This is a genomic window from Nonomuraea sp. NPDC050451 (assembly GCF_044458585.1).
In genome coordinates this window covers 1-22138 of sequence record NZ_JBITHZ010000075.1, presented here as the reverse complement: position 1 = coordinate 22138, position 22138 = coordinate 1, and the positions used below count along the sequence as shown (strand labels likewise).

The window sequence follows — 22138 nt, the reverse complement described above, 5'->3', positions numbered from 1 at the left end:
ACGGCGCCGGTCGAGGTGGCCGTCAGCATGGCGATGGAGGCCGCGCCGCCGATGGCCAGGGCGGTGAGCGACTTACGAAGCTTGATGCTCATCGTCGTCTTCCCTCTCGTGTGTTGTGGCTGATGAGAGGAAGGTAGGTGCGGCCGTGTTGACTCCATGTTGAGGATTCGTCAAGACCTCTGGGAGAGCAACTCGCCGCGCTCGGTGGCCGGTGGTGAGGAACGAGCCACCGGGCGTCGATCGGCCCCACCCCCTCCAGGCCGGGACCGAAATCTGCCGATCGTCCATCTCAGCCCACGATCTTTCGGCGACTCGGCGCGCCTGTACATCGCAGATGCACAGGTCCATGACCGTTGCGCGCGGGCGCGTCAGCCTGTCCGTGAGGTCCGCCAACATCGTCTTTCGGCGATCGCCCGCACGTGCTGAGGCGACCGCATGACCCCCACCAACGCCGCCAACCGGTTGGCGGGCGCAGCAATGATCGTATTGACGCTGGCGCTGGCCTGGACCAGCGTCGAGATTCAAGGCATCGCCGCAGATGGGTCCGCCCTTTGGACGCGCGAGTGGGTAACCGGGCGGCTGATCGGATGGATGGGTTGCTTGCCTTCTTACCATGAGCTGGCCGCGGAGATCGTCGGACGCGCCCGACCCTAGCCGACCTCGCGTAGACCGGCCTCGGCCGCCGCCGCGGCGATCCGCTGCCGAACGTCGGCCACGACGTCCGGTGCCGGCGGCTGTGCGTCGAACAGCAGCGTGACCTCGGTGCCGCCGGGACCGTCGAACACCTGCAGCAGCACTGAATCACGGGGCGGGTCCCAACGGACGTAGCGCCAGCCGAACTCGGTCGTCCCGCGCTCCCGGTGCAAGCCCAAGGCCTGCTGCAGCTTTTCGAGCACGCGGATTTCGAGCAGCTGGACGAGCCGCTCGCCGTCTAGACGCACCGAGGGTGCCCGCCGCGTGGGCAGCTCCAGTGGTTCCGGCGCCGGGATCGGTTCGGACGGCTCGGGCCAGATCCTGGTCACGGTGAGCCCGAGCGCGGACGCGGCGCCGAGGATCTGCGCCAGGCACCGGGTGATCTCCGGCTCGGGCAACGGGGGTCCGGCGAAGACCAGCCGGATGTCCCAGTCGTGGTTGCTGACCCGCCAGAGGGTCAGCCACACCCACTCCTCGCGCGTGTCGCGCAGCGTGCGGCCGCCGAACTCCATGTCCTCGGTGTCGGTCAGCCGCCCCCGCGGGGTGAGGTTGAGCAGCTTGCGGAACCGGTTGAGGCGATGCTGGTCCAGCTCACCTTCGAGGCGTACGTCGAAGACCGTCTTCATAGGCATGTCAGTCGCCTCCAGGTGTATGGATCTTCCAGTCTTGGTTGCGGAAGTGCTCCGAGAGGATGAAATGTCGCTGCGGCCATCATTACCGCATGCGGCGTAGACCGGGCACCCGCCTGATACGTGTGGTGGCGGCCGGACAACCCCCGTCGCCGAACACCGGATCTGTCAGCAGGATGTGGCCAGGTCGCTGAGGGTGCAGGCGGCGATGGCGGCCGCTGTGCGGGCTGTCGGAGTGGTCCGGGAAACATCGGCTGTGTACGGTCTGGTCCGGCTGCGGGGTTGGACGACCAGGACACCATGCATCATGGAAGCCTTCGCTACCGATCGAGACCCGGCGGCGAGGTCGGCCCAGATCGGCCCCCCAGGCGTCAGTTCGTTGGTCCGGACGAGCGCTCGGGCAGACGCAGAACGGCCTTCCCGATTTGCCCCGGGAAGGCCGTTGTCTCTTTGGCGGGGCCGGACAATCGCGCCGGACAACGCTCGCACGTTCCCCGCGGCCGAAGGGTTCTTCGGTTCCGGTCGAACGACGCTGGGCCAGGCCATCCCGCTGTACCAGCAGACGCTGCGGCTGCGGACCCCTGGAGCGCGATGGGTCAGTCGGTCATGGTCATCAGCTCGCCCATCGCGCGCTGCGCGCCTCGCACCGTCTCATCACCGCAGGTGGCGGCGAGCAGGCGTCTGTTGGGATGCTGATGATCACAGGGCGTTCCTCGCGGCCGGACTGCCGGTGATGCAGGCCCCAAAACCCGACGCCATCTGGGAGAAGCCATGGCCGGACCCGCGGTCGCGGCACGTTCGGGCATCCGGTTCTGTCCATGTGGGGCTTGGACGTCATCTGTTCCGGCGGCGGTACGCGCGCGGCGACGCGCCGGTGACCCGCTTGAACGCGTTGCTCAGCGCGCTCTCCGAGCCGTAGCCGACCTTGCGGGCGATCATCGCCACCGTGTCGTCGCCGCGGCGCAGGCGGTCGGTGGCCAGTTCGATCCGCCAGCCGGTCAGGTAGTCCAGCGGGCTCTGCCCGACGGTTCGCTTGAAGCGGGCGGCGAGCGTCGACCGGGACACCGCCGCGGCCTCGGCCAGCTCGGCCACCGTCCAGCTGTGGGCCGGCCGGGCGTGCATGGCCCGCAGCGCAGGGGCCACGATCGGGTCGGTGAGCCCGGCCATCCAGCCGGACACCGCGCCCGACCCGGCGACGGCCAGGTGCAGGCGCAGCAGGTGGATCAGCATGACCAGGGCGAGATGCTCGGTGACCAGGGTCGAGGCGAGCGACCGGTCGCGCAGCTCGGCGTCGATCTGCTCGAGCGCCCAGCGTACGGTCGCGGCCTCCGCGGTGCGGCCGGGCACGTGGATCACCGGCGGCAGCCCGTCGAGCAGCAGTTCGCGGGCCCGCTCGCCGAAGTCGAACCGGCCGCCGATGAAGACCGCGTCCTCGCCGGTCCCCACCCGGGCCACGCCGTCGGTGGCCGCCGCGAAGACCGGGCCGGCCGGCACCGGCCGCAGCCCTGGAGCGCTGGCCATGGTGAAGGCGCGTGGCTGGGTGAGCAGGAAGCAGTCGCCCTCGGCCAGCTCAATCGGCTCCGGTACGCCGTCGACGGTGAGCAGACAGTGGCCACGACGCACCGCGACGAACTTGACCGCCGGCGGCGGCCCGTACGACACCGCCCACTCGCCGCCCGCCACCAGCCTGACGGACAGGCGGCTGGTCGTGCCGACGAGGGCGAGGACGTCTTCGAGGGGGTCAGCTTGCTGGACGCTCACTCAACTATGTTGGACCCTGAACCATTCCGAGTCCAACTCCCGGTCCTTACCGTTGCGGTCATGACACGTATGGGCACCCCGTTCGACGCCAAGACCACGGCCGCCGAGATCCTCGCCGGCGTCGACCTCACCGGGCGGCGGATCATCGTCACCGGCGGAGCCTCCGGGATCGGCTTGGAGACCGTACGGGCGCTGCGGGGCGCGGGGGCCGAGGTCACCGTCGCGACCCGCAACCCCACCGGCGGCCAGCGGGCCTTGGACCTGAGCGATCTCGGCTCGGTGCGCGCGTTCGTGGCCGGCTGGAGCGGGCCGGTGCACGCGATCGTGGCGAACGCCGGGATCATGGCGTTGCCCACCCGCCAGGTTGCCGCCAACGGCTGGGAGCTGCAGTTGGCGACGAACTTTCTCGGACATTTCGCGCTGATGACCGGCCTGCGGGAGAACCTGCGGCAGGCCGGCGACGCGCGGGTGGTCATGGTGAGTTCGGGCGCTCAGCTGCTGGCGCCGTTCGACTTCGGCGATCCGCACTTCGAGCGCCGCCCGTACGACCCGTGGGTCGCGTACGCGCAGTCGAAGACGGCGGACGTGCTGCTCGCGGTCGCCGCCGCCCGGCGCTGGGCCGCCGACGGAATCACCGCGAACGCGCTCGAACCCGGCTTCATCCACACCAACCTGCAGCGGCACCTCGACGACGACACCATGCGGGCAGCGGGCGCGATGGACGACGAGGGGAACCTGGTGACCCCGGACTACTTCAAGACCCCGGAGCAGGGCGCCGCCACCTCGGTACTGCTCGCCGCGTCCCCACTGCTGGACGGCGCGACCGGCCGGTTCTTCTCGTCGGACAACCAGGAGGCCGAGGTGGTGCCGGGCGGCACGGGCGCGACCGCGGGCGTCGCCGCCTGGTCGGTGGACCCGGCCGCCGCGGACCGCCTCTGGGAGTACGCGCTCACGGCGACGGCGAACCACTGACCGGCCGTCGTTATGGAGCCGATCGAGCCGAGGCACTCACATCAAGAAATGTCCGACATGTCGCATGAAAACCTTGGAGCACCATCAATGACCACCGTGATGCTCGTCCACGGCGCCTGGCACCGGCCGAACGCCTGGGCGAAGCTCGAGGCCGAGCTGCACGCGCTCGGCCATGCCACGCACGCCCCGGCGCTCCCGAGCGCCGGCAGCCATCCCACCGCGGGCATGCATGACGACGCCGCCGTGCTGGCCGCGAAGCTGGCGTCGATCGCAGGACCGGTCGTGCTGCTCGGCCACTCCTACGGCGGCATCCCGATCACCGAGGCCGCCGCCGAAGCGGGCAATGTCGATCGGCTGATCTACCTCGCCGCCTACATGCCGGACAAGGGACAGTCGATGTACACCCTCCACGGCGTCCCCGATCCCGAAGACACGGACGGCCTGTTCCCGCTCACCGACGAACCGCGTACCTCGCTCTACGGCGACCTGCCCGATGCGGAGGCCGCCCAGGCGGTGAGCGAGTTGGTCAACCAGACCATCCGATCGTTCGCGGAGAAGGTCGAAGCAGCCGCCTGGCGGAACATCCCGTCCACCTACATCATCACAGAGCAGGACAAGGCGATCCCTCCCGCGCTGCAGGAGCAGATGGCAGCCCAAGCTGACGAGATCCGCCGGCTCCCTGGCGGTCATTCTCCGTTCCTGTCCCAGCCTCGCCGGCTGGCCGCCCTCATCGACGAGATCGTACGGTCCGCCTGAGCGGCTTCGCGAGCGCCCGGCACTGATCGATTCTCCGCAAGCCGCCACTGCCGGCCCGGGGGCGGGCCTACCATGATCGGCGGTATGCCCCTCTTTCCGACAGCGAGGAGAGATCACATGCTCGGCCGTTTCACGTCCAGCCTGGTGAGCGCACTCGTACTCGCCACCACCGCCATCCCCACAGCCACAGCCTCGGCTGCCGCGGCCCCGCCCCAGCCGACGAAAGGCACGTTACCTGGCGTAACGGTACGGACGGGAGACGGCACGGCCGGAAAGGGCCAGGCCGCGGTCGTCGCCGACCTGAACGGCCGCCCGGTTCAGTTCACGTCCTACACCACCACCGACTTCCAGGCCCAGAGGAACCCGTTCACCCTGTGGGCATGGCAGCCGGACCGGCGGCGGTTCGTCAAGACCGAATACGGGGAGCTGGCGGTCTCCCCCGACGGACGCTGGACGGTCGCGCACCTTGAGTCTCCAAGGGAACCGGGCAAGGACCGCCTGCGGATCACCGACCGGAAGACCGGCACGAGCCGGGACATCGAGATCGAGCTCACCGAGTACAGTCCCGTCAGCACCGAGAACGGCGGCACCCAGTATCCCCAGATGCGCTGGCCCCGGTGGTCGCCGGACGGCAAGAAGCTGCTGTTCACCGTCAGTCTGGCCCGCCAGGGCGACCGCTCGGCAGGAGTCCTGATCCTCGATCTGCCCGACTTCACGCCCCGTTTCATCAAGATCCACAAGGCGCTGGTCACCGTCGGCGGTTTCGAGTGGAACCAGGACGGCACCCGCTTCCTGGTCAGGCACGGCAGGCTCGGCAGCACGACCGTCCGCCTGTACGACCTCCAGGGCAAGGCCGCCAAGGAACACCAGGTGCGTGGCAGGCCGGGCGGTGACGGGCGCGGCGTCTTCTCGCCCTCCGGCAAGCGGTTCGTCACCGCCTGCCTGCCGCTGGAGAAGGCCGCCTGCGTGTGGGACGCGGCGACCGGCAAGGCCGTGACGAGACTTCCCATCGTCGCGGGCGCGCGTCCCACAACCCTCGGCTGGTACGACGAGAAGCACCTGCTCATCTCCACCGCGGCCGGCATCGGGATCATCGACCTGAAGGGCCGCGTGACCGAGACGCTGCTCAAGCTCGGCAGGAGATCCGAAATCTACCCGCATTTCAGCGCCCTGAAATGACCCGCATGCCGTCATCGGCACGGGCCACACTGCGACGGCTTCGTGTCAGGGGTGGTCGATCGCAGCGTCCACAAGCTGTGGATTGACAGCCGGAAACGAACCGTCACCGAACAGGATCCGCGCCGCCAAGGCCCGACCTGCATGACCGCGCAGCACGGCCACCGCCGCCTCCGCCGCAACGGGCGACCGGATGCCGGCGAACACGCGGCGCAACAACAGCCGGCCTCGGAACCGCGTCCGCAACGCACCCCCGTCGTACAGCCTCAACATGCGCTGGTCGCCGGTACGCAGGTACCCGGCGACGACCGCCGCGGCCAGTTCCGACATGCGCAAGCACGGGTCCAACCCACCGGCCGTCAGCGGCGACACCGCCCCCGCCGCGTCGCCGACGAGCAGCCCGGCGGGGCACGCCAACCGCCGCAGCACACCGCCGACCGGGATCGGACCACCTCGGCGCTCGACCGGACCCGTCGGCACCGCTCGGCCGGGCGCGTCCGCGGCAAAAGCGTCCAGCAGATGGCGGACACCGGTCCGCATGACGCCCGGATACCCCGCGACGCCTATATGCGCGTGCCGACCGTCGTCGATGACCCACCCCAGATACCCCGGAGCGACCCGAGGATCCAGCACGCAGTGGAACGCCGGGGTGGTCGTACCCGACGCGACCGGATGGACGATCTCGGCACCGACGAGGAACCGCCGGTTGACATCAAGACCCAGATCACGCGCCACCCGGGACCGCGCGCCGTCCGCGCCGACAATGAACCGCGCCATCACCGGCTCCGCCCCCGCGAACTGCACCGAACCCATCGACGCGCCGACATACCGTACGCCCAGGAGAACCCGCGCCCCGGCCGACTCCGCCGCCCGCCGCGCATGCTCGTAGATGGCGGCCATGTCAGCCACGCGGTACTCGTCCCGCTCACTGGTCAGCCGGATCGGCGCCCGCCGCGACGGCGGATACAGCAGTACGTCCCGTACACCAGGCCCGAGCAGCTGCTCCGGCAGGTCGAAGTCATCAAGGGTACGCCGCACGAAGATCCCGGTCGTACGGATGCCCGTCGACAGCGACCTGCGACGGTCGACCACCATCACATCCAGGCCTCGCAACGCAAGCAGGCGAGCCGTCCGCAGGCCGGCCAGTCCCGCACCCACGACCAGTACATCCACTGTCCGCATACTCTGCGACGCTAGGAGCAATGCCCTGCCCGCGGGCCCATCTGCACGCGACCCGCCCAGTACCTCTACACCGCCACCACACTCCCGACCGTGGATCGCACGTTCTCATGAGCTGCGGCGGCCGTAACGACCAGAGTCACAAGGCAAGCTTCCGACGAAATCCCCAGTTCCCACCAGTCCCGTTCCACTGGGCCGCTCATCGATTGAAACCATCGGCCGATAGTTCGGCCAACCGAAGAAGAGGGACGACAGCAGTCGCAAGGATCAAGACCATCAGGCGGACCACGACCGGCACGAAAGTCCAGGCATTGAACCAGCGAAATGCCAGAGCCAATACGGCCAGCACCTCACCAACCAGGAAAGCGACAGCGACCACGAGAGCCCAACCGCCCACCTCCTGATGGATGCCTTGATTCCCGGGACGAGGGAAAACGGCCCGCCCTACCCGTCTGGTTGGCGCTTCCCAATTCGCCCAAGCGATACTGGACCATGAAGCCGATCTCCACCGACAAGGCAATCAGGATCGTCGGCAGGACCTGCGCAGCTATGGCATAAAACTTGCCTCGGCTCGGAAACGACCCGCGACCACGAATCACGGATCGTCGATCGCTCCCAACTCTTTACGGTGGCCCGCCGTGCAATGGCAATCGTGAGGGCTGCATCAGTGCGGCGCGGCGATCTGCTGGGGCGTTCCGTAAGTACGCCGCGGCCGGCGCCCTCGGCCTGGTGTCCCGCTGCCGTCCGAGACCGGCTCCCAGGCCGCACGCCCGGACGACGGGCAGGCAGAGTGCCGGGGAGTGCGGCAACGCGGCGTGCAACCACCGAGCAGGGAGATCGAGGTCGAAAGAGGTCCACGCAGCCCTGATCAGTGGCGTTGGGCCTGCCGCCACATCAGGCACGGGACTCGCTGAACCAACGCCCAGCCGGAGGCAGAAGGAGCAGGACGATGACGACCCAAACGAGTATGTGAGAGCCGAACACCGCATACCAAGTCACAGTGGAGAAGAGGGCCAGGTCGAGTATGGCGGCGCCGATCGTCAGCAGGTGCACGGTGATGATTGCCCACCGTAGGTACATTCGGCGGCTCGACCATCGGCTCAACAACCACCCAAGAAGGGCAGTACTTCCTGAGACGTAGATCAAGGCAGGCAGGATGCCCCAATCGAAGGTGGAGAAGAAGCCAAGCAGCGTGATCGCCAGGCCCACCAGGCCGAGGGCCGTCACCGGAGTAGACGACCATTCCCGCTACCGCGTCGCCGCCACCGTGGTGACCCGCCCCGCCGGCCGGCCGGCTGCCGGACCCTCGCCACGGCGCTGAGCCGGTACGGAATCCCTGACGAGCTGCAGTTCACACCACGGCCCGTGCACCGGCATCGAGCATGCCCGCTGAGACTGTGACCGGCCCTGCACACCCTCCCCGATTCGCCAGGGGCATCTGAGCACGAACCTCAGCCTGAGCCGGTGGTGATGTCGCCAGAGCAGGCCGAGACAGCACAACTGGCGATGCCGGCTGACCGGACCGACCCGCCGACAACGCCGGGCTATCTGTTCCGCCACTGCGTGCAGGCCCACTGCGCCACAACCGTGCCGGCCGACACCTGGCGCGGCTCTCTCGATGACCGGCTCATCACCTACGAAACGGGAGCCGGCCTCGACGGATACCTCTGGGGAGTCAACTGGCAGATGCTCTACCCCGGAGCCACGCTCATCACCGACTCACCAACCGCCCGGCACTGGGCCACAACCATCGGCATCGACTTCCATGAAGTCCGGATCCAAACCAACGCGCACGACCTCACCCTGGTCTTCTCCGACCTGGGGATCGAAGAACTCCCCTCTGGATCACGGGGACCGCACCACAAATTCCCCATTCAATAGGCAGCGAGAGATCACCTAGCCGGAGTATCACCCACCTCCCGAACTGGATCTGTCGCAGGCGCTCAATTCCGAGCACGCCGTCGCTCGGCCAGATGGTTCCACGCTGATACGACAGCGATGGAGACGATCAGCAACACGACGCTGCCGGCGATGTCGAGCACATAGTGGTTCCCCGTGATGAGCACGACTGCCGCCATACCCAGCGGAAAGATCCACGACAGCAACGCCAACCGCGGATGGGAGGTCCGCAGCGCGTACCACACGGCATACGCGCACCACAGCGACCACCCCACGTGCATGCTGGGCATCGCCGAATACAGGTTCTGGCCGTTCTCGACCTCTCGTGAGGCATGGCCCCCCAGGATGTCGTGCTCGGCAATGATGTCGACGACGCCCGGCAAGGCGAACCGTGGGGGCGACATGGGCAGCGCCCAGAAAACGGGCAACACGAGGACGATCATCGCGATGAGAGTCCGGCGGACCTTGACGTAGACATCGGCATGCCGAACGTAGACCCACACCAGCACACCGATGATCGCGAGGTAGTACAGGCGGTAGTAGTACACCGCCGGCTGGATGAGGGCCGGATGCTCGGTCAGCCACTGGTTCGCCCTCAGTTCAATGTCCAGGTGGAGGGCTCGTTCCATGGATTGCACAGCCAGAGCGTCGGCGGTGGCGGCTGCGACGTCCTTCCCGGCGGCGGAATGAAGCCGCGAGAAGACCAGGATCACGAGCAGCAGACCGGCCACTTCGACGAGCGGGGCGGGCCGCCGCCCACCCATCCTCCCGACAAGCGCGGCTGAGCGGGCACGCGCCACCAGACGTGATAATCGGCCGACGGCCACCTCACGCGGGTTCACGCGGGTCACAGTAACTCACCCGCTTCGGCATGGACCATCTAGCTGCAGCCGCATCAACTCGTCGGCGACGGTCACCCACGACCGGACGTGCACCGTGTCGCCGAAGGGTCGGTCGCCTTGGCCGCGGCCTGATAGGGGTCACGCGGTCGTTCCAGCCGAGGCGGTCGCCTGCGGACGTCGGGGCGGAGTCTCATAAGGGGGCTTTTCCGTAGTCGAGGTGGTCACACGGCGGCGCGGCCGAGCCTGTCGCGAAGCCCCTCGCGGTCTTCCGCACTGCTCGCGACATGATCGCTGACCGGCGCACACCGGCGGCGGAGTATTGCCGCAAGCGGCGACGACCAGCCGCCGACCATGAGCAGGCGTCGTCGAGGAACCGCACGACGTACTCGAGATGCCGCTTCACCCGCCCGAATGCCGGCTCCACGTCAGCCCCCATACAGAAGCCACTGCCGACGACAAGCCGCCCAGGAAACGTGGCCGGCGACTTGTTCGCTGCAGGGTGTAGCCGGCGTTCGCCAAGCGAGAGGCTGATTGCCGTGTCCGCTTGGGTGCGGATAGATCGTTCCATTCGATCTATGAATAGCCTATTCTGGCCCTCTCGGGGAGCGATACCACGTATAAGTCACCTAGAAGAACGGGTGTGCCCGTGGACGTTCGCTTAACTTTCCCCGACAGCGACTCGCCCGATTTACCGCGAGGGCTCCAGTCGTGGCTCACCGCCGAGCCCGAGCTGGCCGGCCGGGTCCGCGTCATCTCCGCGGCCCCGCCGCCCGGCACGCTCGGCGCCGTCACGGACGGGCTCCTGGCCGTCCTCGGACCCGGCGGCGGGGTCGTCGCGCTCGTCGGCGCCGTGATCGCCTGGCTGCGCTACCGGACCGGACGCATCCGGATCACGTTCAGCTCGAAGGACGGCGAGTCCAAGGTCGAGCTGACGGCTGAACGGGTAAAGGCCCTCGACGCTGCCGGCACCAAGGCGCTGGTGGAGGAGATCGTCAAGGCTGCCGACCAGCTGCGGGAGGACGAGACGGACTCCGGCCGATGACCGGCATGCTGGCCACGCCCGGGGTGCGAGCGCTGCTCGTCGGCTCCCAGGAGTACGCCGCCGAGTCGATCTTCAACTCCGTCGCCGCGGTGCGGCCGACCCTGGCCGCGCTGGAGGACTGCCTGGTGCGACGGGCCGGACTCGATCGGGCCCACCTTGTCACGCTCCTCGACCCGGCCAATCCCATGGTGGTGGGGGACGCCCTGGTGGCCGCCGCCGACGCGGCCCCCGACGTGCTGCTGTTCTACTACGTGGGGCACGGCTTCGTCGGCCCCGACAACCAACTCCACCTGGCCACCAAGGCGACTTTCGATCCGGCCCGCGGAGTGGCCGCTCATCAGGCGCTGCCCTACTCGGTGATCAGGGACGTGCTGAAGGAGTGCCCGGCCCGACTCATCGTGATCATTCTCGACTGCTGCTTCTCCGCTCGGGCTTCGGGTCCGTTCGGGCAGCAGGCCGCCGACGCGTTCAACGTCGACTGGCGGCACGGCACCTACCTGCTCACCGCCACCGAACGCGACCAGGCCGCATGGGCGCCGCCCGGTGCGCCGTACACCGCCTTCACCGGGGAACTCGTCCGGATACTCAGCGAGGGCGATCCCCGCGCGCCGCACGAGTTCACCCTCGACGCGCTCTACAGGTCCCTGGGGCACGCGCTCGAACGCAAAGGGCTGCCGCGGCCGAGCCGCCAGGCCATCGGGGCAAGCGACGGGCTGGTGCTGGCCGCCAACCCGGCCTACCGCTCTCCAGTGCCGCCCGCTCTGCCTCCGCCCGTCGACGCCGCCGGCTTCGGCCCGTACCAGGGACTGGCCGCGTTCGGCCCGGCGGACGCGAGGCTGTTCTTCGGCCGCGAGAAGCTCACGCTCGAGCTGCGGGAGCGGGTGCTCGACCGGCCGCCGGACAGCGTACCGCTGGCTGTGATCGGCGCCTCGGGCTCGGGCAAGTCATCCCTGATCGGCGCGGGCCTGCTTCCCCAGCTCATGGCGAGCGGGCGTCCGCATCTGCTGCTCACGCCCGGCGAGCATCCCCTGCGGCGGCTCGCCGAGCGTCTGCCCGCACCCGACGACGCCAACCACGTATTGGAACGTTTCAAAACCGATCCCCTCAGCCTGAGAGACCTGGTACGGGGACCACATGGCGCCGAGCGGCCGGTCGTGATCGTGGACCAGTTCGAAGAGGTGTTCACGACGTGCCCGAACGAGGAGGAGCGGCAGGCGTTCGTGGAGGCACTCGGCGTGCTGTCGCGGCCCGCGTCCGGGCAGAGGGCCGTGGCGACGGTGGTGATCTCCTTGAGAGCGGACTACTACGGCCATTGCACCCGTTTTCCCGAGCTGGTCGCGGCGCTCCGGAAGCCCGTCGTGGTCGGCCCGATGACCGCCGCCCAGCTACGCGAGGTCATCGTCAAGCCCGCCGAGCTGTCCGGCCTCGCCTTGCAGGACGGCTTGGCGGACCTGCTGCTTAAGGAGCTGGGCGCGACGGCGGACACGGCAGCCAACCCGCGGGCGGCGTTGCCGTTGCTGTCGCACGCGTTGCTGGCTACCTGGCAGCATCGCGAGGGACGGGTGCTGACCCTGGCGGGATACCACGCGACGGGGGGCATCGGCCACGCTATCGCGGCCACCGCCGACGCCACCCTCGCAGCGCTGGACGAGGACGGACGGCGCATGGCGCGCTGGCTCCTGCTCCGCCTGGTCCACCTGCACGAGGGCGTGGAGGACACCCGTAAGGTGGCCGCGCTCGACGAGCTGCTACCGGCCGCGGGACACGCCGACCACGATGCCGCCCGACGGGCCTTGCAGGCTTTCGTTGCCTCCCGGCTGGTCACGGTGGACGCCGACACCGTGCAGATCGCCCACGAGGCGCTGATCCGCGGCTGGCCGCAGCTGCGCAGCTGGATCGACGTCAACAGGGCCGACCTGCTGGTGCGCCAGCAGCTGTCGGAGGACGCGGCGGCCTGGCAGGACCACGGCAGGGACGCCGCCTACCTCTACACCGACACCCGCCTGGACGCGGCCCGACAGGCCACGGTCGGCTTGGACCCCGCGGACCTGCGTCCGCTGGAGACGTCCTTCCTGGAGGCCGGAGTCCGCTTCGGACGGCGCCGGGTCAGGACGGTCAGGCAGGTGATCGCGGCGCTCACGGTCCTGCTGGTGACCGCCACGGCCGCGAGCGTCTACGCGTTTCTACAGGGGCAGAACGCCCAGCGGGAGCGCGACAGCGCTCTGTCCAAACAGGTCTCGGGCGTGGGCGCCGAGCTCACCGACCCAACCCTCGGCGCCCAGGTCAGCCTTGCCGCCTACCGCGTCGCGCCGACCGCCGAAGCGCGCGGAGCGGTCCTCTCCACCCTCTCGCACCCGGTCCCGACGAGGGTCCCCGCCACGCACGGGCACGCGTACGGCGTGGCGTACTCACGTGACGGGCGGCAGGCCGCCACCGCGTACGCGGACGGAACAGTCCAGCTCTGGGACGTGGCGGACCGTACGCGCGTCCGCGGCCTGGGCACGATCAAGGCGAACGCGGAACGCGTACCCAACCTCGCCTACAGCTCCGGCGGCGGCCTGCTCGCGACCGTGTCGTTCGACGACCGAGCACGGCTGTGGGACGTCTCGGACCCCGCACACCCGCGGCTGACCGCGACGCTGACCGGCCACCGCGACAACGTCATCGCCGCCGCGTTCAGCCCGGGTGACCGCGTCCTGGTCACCAGTTCCAGCGACCTGACCGGCATGATCTGGGACCTCGCGAACCCGAGCCGTCCACGGCTGCTGGCCACCGTCACCCACAAGAACGGCGACCTGCGCGATCTCGCCTTCAGCCCGGACGGCCGCACGCTGGCCGCCGCCTCATCGGACACGACGGTGCGCCTCTGGAATATGTCCGATCCAGCGCGCCCCAAGGCACTCCCCCCGCTCAAGGGGCACGTCAACGCCGTCTCGAGCGTCGCGTTCAGCCCCGACGGAAGCACCCTCGCCACGGCCTCGGAGGACTGGGGCGTGACGCTGTGGGACGTGACAAATCCCGCCAAGGCCACCAAGAAGGCTACGTTCTGGCAGACCGACCGTGTTTACGGGGTCGCCTTCAGCCCCGACGGCCGCACGTTGGCCGAGGTGGGCGCCTCAGGTCTCGCGTCCCTCTGGGACGTGACCGACCGGGCGAACCCCCAGCGGCTCGCCACGCTCACCGGGCACCTCGCGGAGGTGCAAGGGGTGGCCTTCAGCCCGGACGGCACCGCTCTCGCGACGGTGTCCTCCGACGGCACCCTCCGCCTTTGGGACGTGGTCACGCCACGTTCTCCCGCGGCGCTGCCGACACTCGGCGGGCACGCCGACGGCGTCGACGCCGTCGCGCTCAGCGCCAACGGACGCCTGGCCGTGACCGGTTCGGACGACCGCACCGCCCGGATCTGGGACGTCTCGAACGCGAGCCAGCCGGTGCTGCTGTCCGCCCTCCGCCCCGAGAACAACTTCGTCACCGGGGTCAGCCTCAGCCCGGACGGCAAAACGCTGGCCATCGCGTGCGGCTGCGGCCTGGGACGGTTGTGGGACATCACCGATCCCCGCAAACCGGTGCTCGCTGCCACCCTCAGAAGCAGCACGACCAGGGTCGACGCGATCGGGTACGCCCCCAACGGGCGCGTGCTCGCCATCGCGTGCGGTTGCGGAGCGCTCCAGATGTGGGACGTGTCCGCGCCGAAGCAGCCGAAGCTGCTGCTGGACCGGGTCGCGCACCAGGACGCCGCCTGGGATCTGGCCTTCAGCCCCGATGGCGGCATCCTGGCCACCGCATCCGCGGACCGGACGGTCAAGCTCTGGAACGCCGCGGACCCCGCCCGTCTCCCATGGCTGGCTGACATCCCCGCGCACGCCCTGGACGTGAACTCCGTCGCCTTCAGCCCCGACGGACACCTCCTGGCAACAGGCTCCACCGACGAGACCGCCCGCATCTGGGACGTCACGCGCCCCGCCGAACCGGCGATGCTGGTGGCGCTCACGGGTCACTCGGCCGCCGTCAGGGGCGTCGCCTTCAGCACGGATGGCCGGATGCTGGCCACGGCCTCCGACGACCAGACCGTCCGCCTCTGGACGCTCCCCTCCCCGAGGTCGCCAAATCTCTGGGCCATACTGCGAGGTCACCGGCAGCCGGTCCACGACGTTGCCTTCACCCATGGGCGCCAAGTGGTCACGGCCGCGGGAGACGGCACGGCCCAGTTCTGGGGGACGGACCTGGCGACGGCGGAGCGGCGGATCTGCGAGCGACGGGGCCGGCCGATCGCTGAAGGAGAGTGGCTCCAGTACCTTCCCAATGTCCCCTACGCGGACCCCTGCGCGAAGTGAATCCTGCGTCGCATGGTCGGGTTCGCAGGTGCCATCGGATCTAGCCAACAGCGCTGCTGACAACGTTCCTGGACACAGGTGTACGCCCTTGGAAGCCGATCAAGCTGAGGGAGCCGTTGAGCAGGCGCCCGTCTTCGGCTTCGCTGAGCCGGTCACACGGCGCGTTGGACTGCAGGCACGAACCCCCCTCGTGTCGTCCCAAGGCCGGCCAGGGTGACCCAGTCGTGCGCCTGGTCGTGGGAGTCCACAACCAGTACGACGGCACCACCAGCACGGTCCACGGCGCTCAGCCAAGCAAAACGTGCTTCAGCCTCATCCGGACGGGCCATCCCATCGATGAAGATCCCAGCATCGCCAGGACCGTCCATCACCGAGACCGTGAACCCTGCGAGAAGCTGCCAGCCAACGCACACTGACGGCTTGCCTGCGTGGAGCTCGAGTACGGGAAGCTGCTCGATAGGGTCGGCCGAGACAAGGGCGAGCGTCGGCATAGGGCCATTGAGATAGCGGGCGTTCTCACGAGGGATTCGAGATGGCACGCGGCGAGTATTCCACTCCCTGAGCACTTGATCACGAGTGAAGCGGAGGACCGTGGCCCAGGACCGGAGCCGCTGCTCAGCCGCGCGACAGGCTGACCTTCCGCTGTGACCAGTGGCAAGGCCCGACGAAGGAGGCCTTGGCGGCGATCCCCCGATCGCGTACGGGCGACGGCGATCATGCCGCTGACCAGGCGCTGATGTGCGCCTACATACCTCGTTCGGCCATCGTGAAGAAGCCTCACCAGTGCCCCGGATATCTCGCCGCAGCGTGCCGCACGGGGCTCGCCATCCTGGATATGGCCACCTCTGCCGGCCCTGACCCGAAAATACGAGAGCGGACGCAAGGCTACCCGTCCGCCTTCACCGAGGACTATCACCACTTGGGATCGCCAGCCTGCACAGGATTGTTATAAGAAATCCCTTATCTCGCCAACACCACCCTCTTACTCTTTTCCCTGCTATACCCCCAAACAAGGACGCTAATGAAACTCTTCTTCGCAGGCCTCGTGGCAACGGCCGCAGCTGTGTGCACGGTGGCGGTACCCGCTCAGGCGGCATCCGTGCAGGCCGCTCCAATGAACCCGGTGAAAGCCCTGAAGGCCCAACTGGTCCCGGGCAAAGGCGTAAAGATCAACGAATCAAGCGGCATCACTCTCGATTTCACCGCCGACGACCAGGCTATGCAGGTACAGGTGAACACCCAAACGGTCGGCACCCTGGCTTTCGGCAAAGGCAACGTAGCGGCTGCCGACCTCCGTATCCGCATGTCCTCACGCCAGAAAGAGTCCAAAGCCCCCTACCGGGTCATCGCTGAGAGCAGAAACGCCTACGTGACGAACGCCGGCATCGCCAAGGCGCTGCCGTCCGGTCGTTCCTGGATCCAGTCGAAGGCCAGTGGGCGCGAAAACGCCGTCCTCAACATGGGCATCACTCCAGCGGAACTGCAGTTCATGCTGGACAACGCATCAGAAGTGGCGACCGGCGAATATCAGGGCACCGCCAAACTCGCTGACTTCCGGCACGACAAGTCCGCCGGGGAAGGCACCGTCGAGTTTCACCTGTACTTCGATGGACACAACCTGCTCACCCGCGCAGTCGTCGACACGACAACCTACCCGGACGACGACACCACGGCCTATGACCAGATGGTCTTCCACACCGATACCAAGTATTCGGGCTGGGGCGCCCAGGTGAAGATAGCCGCACCGGCGGCCGGCAAGGTCATCAGCGAGAACAAACTCAACGCGAAGACCCGCAAGGCCGTCATAAAGGCTGGTTATCCGGAGAGCGGCCCCTTCTAACCTGCGCCTAGAAGGAACCGGCGTCGGCGGTCAAACCCCCCGCACATCTTTCCCGTCAGAGCGGCAGGGGAACCAATCAGGAGGCACTGAGCCGCCGAGGCCGACTTGCCTAGCCGATGTCGACCACCCGTGCCCATGAGGGCGGCGTGTCCGGCACGTAGTCGGGATCGCTCTCGTACGACCGCTTCGTCCGGGAGAACAGCCCCACCACCATGCGGGACGCCGGCCGTTCCTGCGGCCACGGGGTCTGTCCGTCGGTCAGGACCACGATGACGTCCGGCCGCGGGCTCGCCCGCAGCGCCTTGGCGATGCCCGCACGCAGGTCCGTGCCGCCGCCGCCCACCAGCGTCATCCCCTCGGCCTGGCACAGCGGTTGCGCGACCCAGGCCGCCGCGTCGCAGGACAGCACGCTGACCAGGTCGCGCCGGCCGCCCACGGCGCGGACGATCGCGGCGACCTCCAGCAACGCGCTCCCCAGTTCGGCGTCGCTGACCGACGCGGAGGTGTCGATGACCACGCTGATCCGCGGCGGCCTGCGGCGCAGGCTCGGCAGGATGACGCCGGGCAGGCCGGCCGAGCGCCTCGGCGGCCTGCCGTAGGTGTAGTCCTCGCCCACGCCGGGTCCTGACAGCGCCGAGCGGATGGCCGTGCCGAGCAGTTCCCGCCATGGCTGCGGCGGGTGGAAGGCCTCCTCTGCCCACCGCCGCCATCCCTTCGGCACGTTCCCCGGATGGGCGTTGATGCCCTGCGCCACCCGGAACCGGACCGCCTCCCGCTCGTGGTCGCTGAGCCCGTTCGCGCCCTCCGGCCCGAGATCCCACTCCCGCTCGAGTCCGTCGGCGCCGCTGCCGCAGTCCAGCCAGACCAGATTCTGCGTGTACGGCCCGAGCCGGAACTGGCGCAGATAGTCCTCCATGAGCTCGCCTTCGTGCAGCCCCAGCATCTTCGGCTGGACGGCGCCATCAGGCCAGGCCAGCCCGTCACCGTACACGTCGTCGTTGATCTCGAAGTCAGCGGCGATGTTCATCCGCAGCCGCTCTCCCCGTCCGGTCAGCTCCCGTTGCCGGGCGACGCGGTCGCTGCGGCCGTGATGGTCGCGCAGCAGGTGGGAGACCTCGTGCACCCACACGCTCGCCAGCTCCTCAACAGGGGTCCGCGCGACGAACGCCGGTGAGACGTAACACCGCCAGTGCCGATCCACGGCCATCGTGGGCACGAACCGCGACTCCACCGGGTGCAGCGCGAACAGCGCCGTCGCCAGATAGGGCCGGGCCCGCGCGGCGTACAACCGGGCGGTGAAGAGCTTCTCAAGGTCCATCAGCCCGCCACCCGCGCCGCGACCTCATCCGCCTTCCTGCTCAAGGAGACCACCCCGGCGAGCCTCTCGATCGAGGCCGGTACCTTCCAGTCCGCGCGGCGCAGCGCGGCGAGCGTGGAGGCGGGCACGACCACCAGGTCCGGGGCGCCGGTCTCCAGCGCTCTCACCAGCAGCGCCCATGCCGCGTCCCATCGGCCCTTCTCCGGCCGCTTCCGCACAGCCGCGACCACACCGTCAAGTACGGCCTGGCGCAGATCACCCCGCTGGGGCAGCTCGGCCGTCGCCGGGTCGGCCAGCAGCGCCTCGGGGTCGGGGAGGTCCATCCGATCCATGGCGGCAAGCAGCTCCAGCCCAGGCCCGTCTCCCACCGCGCCCCTGACCAGCATGGACAGCACGTCCTTGGACGCGTCGGCCGCGGTGGCGAACGCGGTCAGGCACAACGCCATCTCCCAACTGCGAGGTGAGGGCCACGGGCCACCTCTGTGCGCCTCGTTGTTCGGCAGCCGGTGCACGAGATCGGGGCGGGCGGTGAGGAGCCCGCACACCGCACGCCGGGCGAACGTCACCGCCTCGGACAGCCGCTCCGGGTCGAGCCACGGCAGGCTCGCGCGCGGCCAGGTCCCGCCGAGGCCGCGTACGACGACATCGTGATCGTGACGCCATTGCAGGTGGACGAACCGGTTCGCGAGCGGCGGGCTCAGCTCCCAGCCATCAGCGGCGGAGGAACGCGGGTTGGCCGCCGCCACGATCCGGACACCTGCCGGGAGCCGCAGGGCCCCGACCCGCCGTTCCAGAACCAGGCGGAGCAGAGCGGCCTGTACGGCGGGCGGTGCCGTGGACAGCTCGTCCAGGAAGAGCAACCCCCGGCCCGCGCGAACCAGACGTACGGCCCAATCCGGCGGCGCCATCGGGACGCCCTGCACGGCGGGGTCGTCACCGACCACCGGCAGGCCGGAGAAGTCGGACGGCTCGTGCACGCTGGCGATCACCGTCGTGAGCGGCAGGTCGAGCGCCTCGGCGAGCTGCTGCAGCGCCGCGGTCTTGCCGATCCCCGGCTCCCCCCACAGCAGGACGGGCAGGTCGGCCGCCACGGCCAGGGTCAGGGCCTCCAGCTGCGTGTCGGTACGTGGCTCGGTGGTGGTGTCGCGGAGCAGGGACAGCAGATCGCCGGCGACTTCAAAGCGCGAGGCGTGAACAGACGAAAGCATGATGAATCACCTTGGAGGTCTAGGAAAGCGTCAGCGGAATGTGGCGTGGCGCGGGCGTTCCCGGCCCTTACGGGAGCGGCGGTCCGGTCGCTCGGCCGGTCCCAGCTCCGACCCGAGCCCGGCACGGAACAGCCCGTGGTCGATCCGCCGCAGCGCCGCCTCCTCCAGCACGTCGCGCAGCGCGCCCTCGGGCAGCCGCGCACCAGGTCCGAGGAGACCGTCGACGGTGGCCTGGGCACCGGCGGCGTCGCCGTGCTCCAGCCGCGCGCGGACGTCGAGGAGGCACTCCGGGGAGCGGTGGGCCTCCTCGATCAGCTGCAAACAGGGCAACGGGGTGCCGGTCAACTCGGCCAGCAGTTTCTCGCGCCGGATCTCGGTCGCGTCGTGATCCAGGGCGACCAGCACGCCGTTCACGAGCGCGATCCTGTGCTGGGCGCCGCGGCACTCGACCATTCGCGGCCCGTTCTCGCTCTGGTGGCCGTGTGGCCTGGCCTCCGGCGAACGGCCGGGTACGAGGGCCGCTGCGACGAGCGGGTGCAGCCGGTCGGCCTCGATCAGCCCGGCCCGCAGCAACGCCAGGTCGGGCAGCACCCAGGTCGCCGCATCAGGCAAGATCGGCGGCGCGGGTCCTTCGTTTCCGACCCGGGACGCGTCCACATCGACGATCACCTGACGCCGCCCGCCGACCCGGACGGCGACCGTACCCCCGTCCTGCCCGTCAGCACGGAGCAGCAACCGGGCCTCGGCCGGCCACCGATCGACGGCCCAGCCCCGTGCGTGCGGCGCCGTTTCGGAACGTGTACGCAGCTCACCGGCCCTGCGCGCATCCCACAAGTGGCGATGCAGGTCGAGGCGGAAGCGTCGATGCGGATGGGGGTGCGGATGCGGTCCGGACCGGGAACCGTCCCAGAGCGCCAGGCTGATCCGCTGACCTGCATCCGCCCAGGCCGGCGGAGTCCTGGCCACGAGGTGAACCGGGTTGTCCCTCTCGTGGTACCGGGCCAGCGAAAGGGTCAGGCCCGGACGTATCAGACCGTTGGGGGCGATCCTTGGCATGTGCCAGCGCAGCAGGTCAGGTGCCAGGTGGCGGAGGTCGGTTCGGAGGTGGGTGGCCAGTTCCTGGCCGTGGAGGCGCGCTATGTGGCGCAGGTTGAGATCGACGTCTACGTGTGCTGCCGCGCACGCTGCTGCCCAGTCTCCGGTGGTACGGCGGGCGGTCGCTGACTCGATCATGGAGGGCGGCACGGCGAACTCGCGCACGCGCAGCCAGAGGGTTAGGCGGGGATCCTCGTTCGGGGTTGAGTGCGGCATCAGCACTCACCTTGCGTGAACGGGGCCCCCAATCTGATGTAGGAGCTATTCATCGTGATCAGCGTAGCGTCTTCGGGTCCGCGCGAGAAGAGCGTCCATGCGGTCGACGTACCGTGTCAGGCCGGCGGCGCCAGGCGTTTCACGCCCGCTCTGGGGCACGTCATACGCCCGCGGTGTCCTCAGCCTCCCAGCGCAGCAGGTCGCCCGGCTGGCACTGGAGCACCTCGCAGAGCGCGGCGAGCGTCGTGAAGCGCACCGCCTTGGCGCGGCCGTTCTTGAGTACCGCCAGGTTGGCGGGCGTGATCCCGACGCGGTCCGCGAGGTCGCCCACGGACATCTTCCGCCTGGCCAGCATCACGTCGATGTCGACGACGATCGGCATCAGATCACCTCGTCCAGCTCGGCCTGCATCTGCGCCGCTTCGACGTCGCGCGCGACGGCCTGGGCGAGCAGCATCCGCAGCACGTACACGATGAGCGCGACCCCCAGGATGGCCAGGCCGATCCCGCCCATGATGACGGTGACACCCGGGTCGTCCCGCTGGCCCGGCGCATTGAGTACCGTGACCGCGAACCACAGGAGGGCCGCCGCCACGATCGCGCCGATCACGGCGTCCACGTACCGGAAGGCGGCGTGGGAGAACACGGTTCCGCGTCGCACCATCGTCACCAGCCGCCATACGCTGACCAGGGCGACCTGGCCCGACAGCATGCCCAGGATCGCGATCACGCGCAGCGGGGTCAGCGGGAGCGACCCGTCCTCCGGGTCGCTCCCGCTGACCAACACCCACACCATCAATGCCTGTACGAACACGGTGCCCGCGAGCACCACCACGAGCACGATGCGCAGCGCACGCACTGCCAGCTTTCCCATGATCCATCCTCCATCGAGTTGCGATAAGAATCTATCGAATTTCGATAGTCGAAGCAAGGGTCGGGGCGGAGGGTGGACGGCGGTTTCGCACCATGGAGGGACGCCGTCACCCCATCTTGATCTTGTCGAAGTCGTCCTCGCTACCTCGCCGTACGGATTCCGGCTGCCACAGCCGGCCTCTCGAGACGACTTTCCGGCCCTCGCCCCGTGCCAACGGTGCAGTCGGGTATTGGAACTGTCCGAATCCTCAGGTTCTTAGTCTCTGGCTGAGGTCGGCGGCGTAGGTGGACCAGTCACCGGCGGCG

Annotated in this window: 20 protein-coding genes; 8 read left to right on the top strand and 12 right to left on the bottom strand. The window is 69.0% G+C overall.

Annotated features, from left to right (window positions below):
- Positions 1–435 precede the first annotated feature (435 nt).
- Positions 436–654, top strand: a complete 219-nt coding sequence (locus ACIBI9_RS66565; RefSeq protein WP_397239222.1) for a hypothetical protein — start codon at positions 436–438, stop codon at positions 652–654.
- Here ACIBI9_RS66565 and ACIBI9_RS66560 read toward each other — a convergent pair.
- Positions 651–1325 carry a hypothetical protein gene (locus ACIBI9_RS66560; RefSeq protein WP_397239220.1) on the bottom strand — a complete coding sequence of 225 codons (675 nt, stop codon included), beginning with the start codon at positions 1323–1325 and terminating at the stop codon, positions 651–653. The two genes, ACIBI9_RS66565 and ACIBI9_RS66560, sit on opposite strands and share 4 nt — an antisense overlap.
- An 831-nt stretch (positions 1326–2156) precedes the next feature.
- Positions 2157–3083, bottom strand: coding sequence for an AraC family transcriptional regulator (locus tag ACIBI9_RS66555; protein WP_397239218.1), 927 nt, complete (start codon positions 3081–3083; stop codon positions 2157–2159).
- 60 nt (positions 3084–3143) lie between these two features.
- Between ACIBI9_RS66555 and ACIBI9_RS66550 the strand changes: the two genes are divergently transcribed.
- The 3 genes from ACIBI9_RS66550 to ACIBI9_RS66540 all read left to right on the top strand — a co-directional run bounded on the left by ACIBI9_RS66550 (position 3144) and on the right by ACIBI9_RS66540 (position 5990).
- On the top strand, positions 3144–4055 hold the full coding sequence (locus ACIBI9_RS66550; protein ID WP_397239216.1) for an SDR family NAD(P)-dependent oxidoreductase: 912 nt from the start codon (positions 3144–3146) through the stop codon (positions 4053–4055).
- Positions 4056–4142: 87 nt separating this feature from the next.
- Positions 4143–4811, top strand: a complete 669-nt coding sequence (locus tag ACIBI9_RS66545) for an alpha/beta hydrolase (protein ID WP_397239214.1) — start codon at positions 4143–4145, stop codon at positions 4809–4811.
- 117 nt (positions 4812–4928) lie between these two features.
- The gene (locus ACIBI9_RS66540) at positions 4929–5990 is read left to right on the top strand and encodes a TolB family protein (protein WP_397239212.1); all 1062 of its coding nucleotides are present in this window, start codon (positions 4929–4931) and stop codon (positions 5988–5990) included.
- Positions 5991–6035: 45 nt separating this feature from the next.
- Here ACIBI9_RS66540 and ACIBI9_RS66535 read toward each other — a convergent pair whose 3' ends face one another.
- From ACIBI9_RS66535 to ACIBI9_RS66525, 3 genes are all read right to left on the bottom strand, one after another.
- Complete coding sequence (locus tag ACIBI9_RS66535; protein ID WP_397239210.1) at positions 6036–7169, bottom strand: FAD-dependent oxidoreductase; 1134 nt, start codon at positions 7167–7169, stop codon at positions 6036–6038.
- Positions 7170–7365: 196 nt separating this feature from the next.
- Positions 7366–7545, bottom strand: a complete 180-nt coding sequence (locus tag ACIBI9_RS66530) for a hypothetical protein (RefSeq protein WP_397239208.1) — start codon at positions 7543–7545, stop codon at positions 7366–7368.
- A gap of 515 nt (positions 7546–8060) precedes the next feature.
- Entirely contained in the window at positions 8061–8393 is a 333-nt protein-coding gene (locus tag ACIBI9_RS66525) for a hypothetical protein (protein ID WP_397239206.1), read from the bottom strand.
- Between the two features lie 237 nt (positions 8394–8630).
- Here ACIBI9_RS66525 and ACIBI9_RS66520 point away from each other — a divergent pair, with 237 nt between their 5' ends.
- Positions 8631–9047: a hypothetical protein gene (locus tag ACIBI9_RS66520; RefSeq protein WP_397239204.1), complete on the top strand. Its 417-nt coding sequence runs from the start codon at positions 8631–8633 to the stop codon at positions 9045–9047.
- Positions 9048–9109: 62 nt separating this feature from the next.
- Here ACIBI9_RS66520 and ACIBI9_RS66515 read toward each other — a convergent pair whose 3' ends face one another.
- Positions 9110–9907, bottom strand: a complete 798-nt coding sequence (locus tag ACIBI9_RS66515) for a phosphatase PAP2 family protein (RefSeq protein WP_397239202.1) — start codon at positions 9905–9907, stop codon at positions 9110–9112.
- A 646-nt stretch (positions 9908–10553) separates the two neighbouring features.
- On the opposite strand from ACIBI9_RS66515, the gene ACIBI9_RS66510 reads away from it, so the two are divergent.
- Together ACIBI9_RS66510 and ACIBI9_RS66505 are read left to right on the top strand one after the other, a co-directional pair.
- Positions 10554–10949 (top strand): hypothetical protein, encoded by a 396-nt coding sequence (locus ACIBI9_RS66510; protein WP_397239200.1) that lies wholly within the window; start codon positions 10554–10556, stop codon positions 10947–10949.
- The gene (locus ACIBI9_RS66505; protein ID WP_397239198.1) at positions 10946–15283 is read left to right on the top strand and encodes a caspase family protein; all 4338 of its coding nucleotides are present in this window, start codon (positions 10946–10948) and stop codon (positions 15281–15283) included. The genes ACIBI9_RS66510 and ACIBI9_RS66505 overlap by 4 nt, the downstream gene beginning before the upstream one ends.
- Before the next feature lie 152 nt (positions 15284–15435).
- On the opposite strand, the gene ACIBI9_RS66500 is transcribed toward ACIBI9_RS66505, so the two are convergent.
- Positions 15436–15774 carry a hypothetical protein gene (locus ACIBI9_RS66500; RefSeq protein ID WP_397239196.1) on the bottom strand — a complete coding sequence of 113 codons (339 nt, stop codon included), beginning with the start codon at positions 15772–15774 and terminating at the stop codon, positions 15436–15438.
- 530 nt (positions 15775–16304) lie between these two features.
- Between ACIBI9_RS66500 and ACIBI9_RS66495 the strand changes: the two genes are divergently transcribed.
- A complete protein-coding gene (locus tag ACIBI9_RS66495) occupies positions 16305–17123 on the top strand; it encodes a hypothetical protein (RefSeq protein ID WP_397239194.1) in 819 nt (272 codons plus the stop codon).
- A 109-nt stretch (positions 17124–17232) separates the two neighbouring features.
- Here the strand turns inward: ACIBI9_RS66495 and ACIBI9_RS66490 are convergent, their stop codons facing one another.
- From ACIBI9_RS66490 to ACIBI9_RS66470, 5 genes are all read right to left on the bottom strand, one after another.
- A complete protein-coding gene (locus tag ACIBI9_RS66490) occupies positions 17233–18441 on the bottom strand; it encodes a VWA-like domain-containing protein (RefSeq protein WP_397239192.1) in 1209 nt (402 codons plus the stop codon).
- Positions 18441–19649, bottom strand: a complete 1209-nt coding sequence (locus ACIBI9_RS66485; RefSeq protein ID WP_397239190.1) for an AAA family ATPase — start codon at positions 19647–19649, stop codon at positions 18441–18443. Before ACIBI9_RS66485 ends, ACIBI9_RS66490 begins: the two co-directional genes overlap by 1 nt.
- Positions 19650–19679: 30 nt before the next feature.
- Positions 19680–20960 carry a hypothetical protein gene (locus ACIBI9_RS66480; RefSeq protein ID WP_397239188.1) on the bottom strand — a complete coding sequence of 427 codons (1281 nt, stop codon included), beginning with the start codon at positions 20958–20960 and terminating at the stop codon, positions 19680–19682.
- 160 nt (positions 20961–21120) lie between these two features.
- Positions 21121–21342 (bottom strand): helix-turn-helix domain-containing protein, encoded by a 222-nt coding sequence (locus ACIBI9_RS66475; protein ID WP_397239186.1) that lies wholly within the window; start codon positions 21340–21342, stop codon positions 21121–21123.
- Entirely contained in the window at positions 21342–21833 is a 492-nt protein-coding gene (locus ACIBI9_RS66470; RefSeq protein ID WP_397239184.1) for a DUF2975 domain-containing protein, read from the bottom strand. The genes ACIBI9_RS66475 and ACIBI9_RS66470 overlap by 1 nt, the downstream gene beginning before the upstream one ends.
- Positions 21834–22138: the final 305 nt, after the last annotated feature.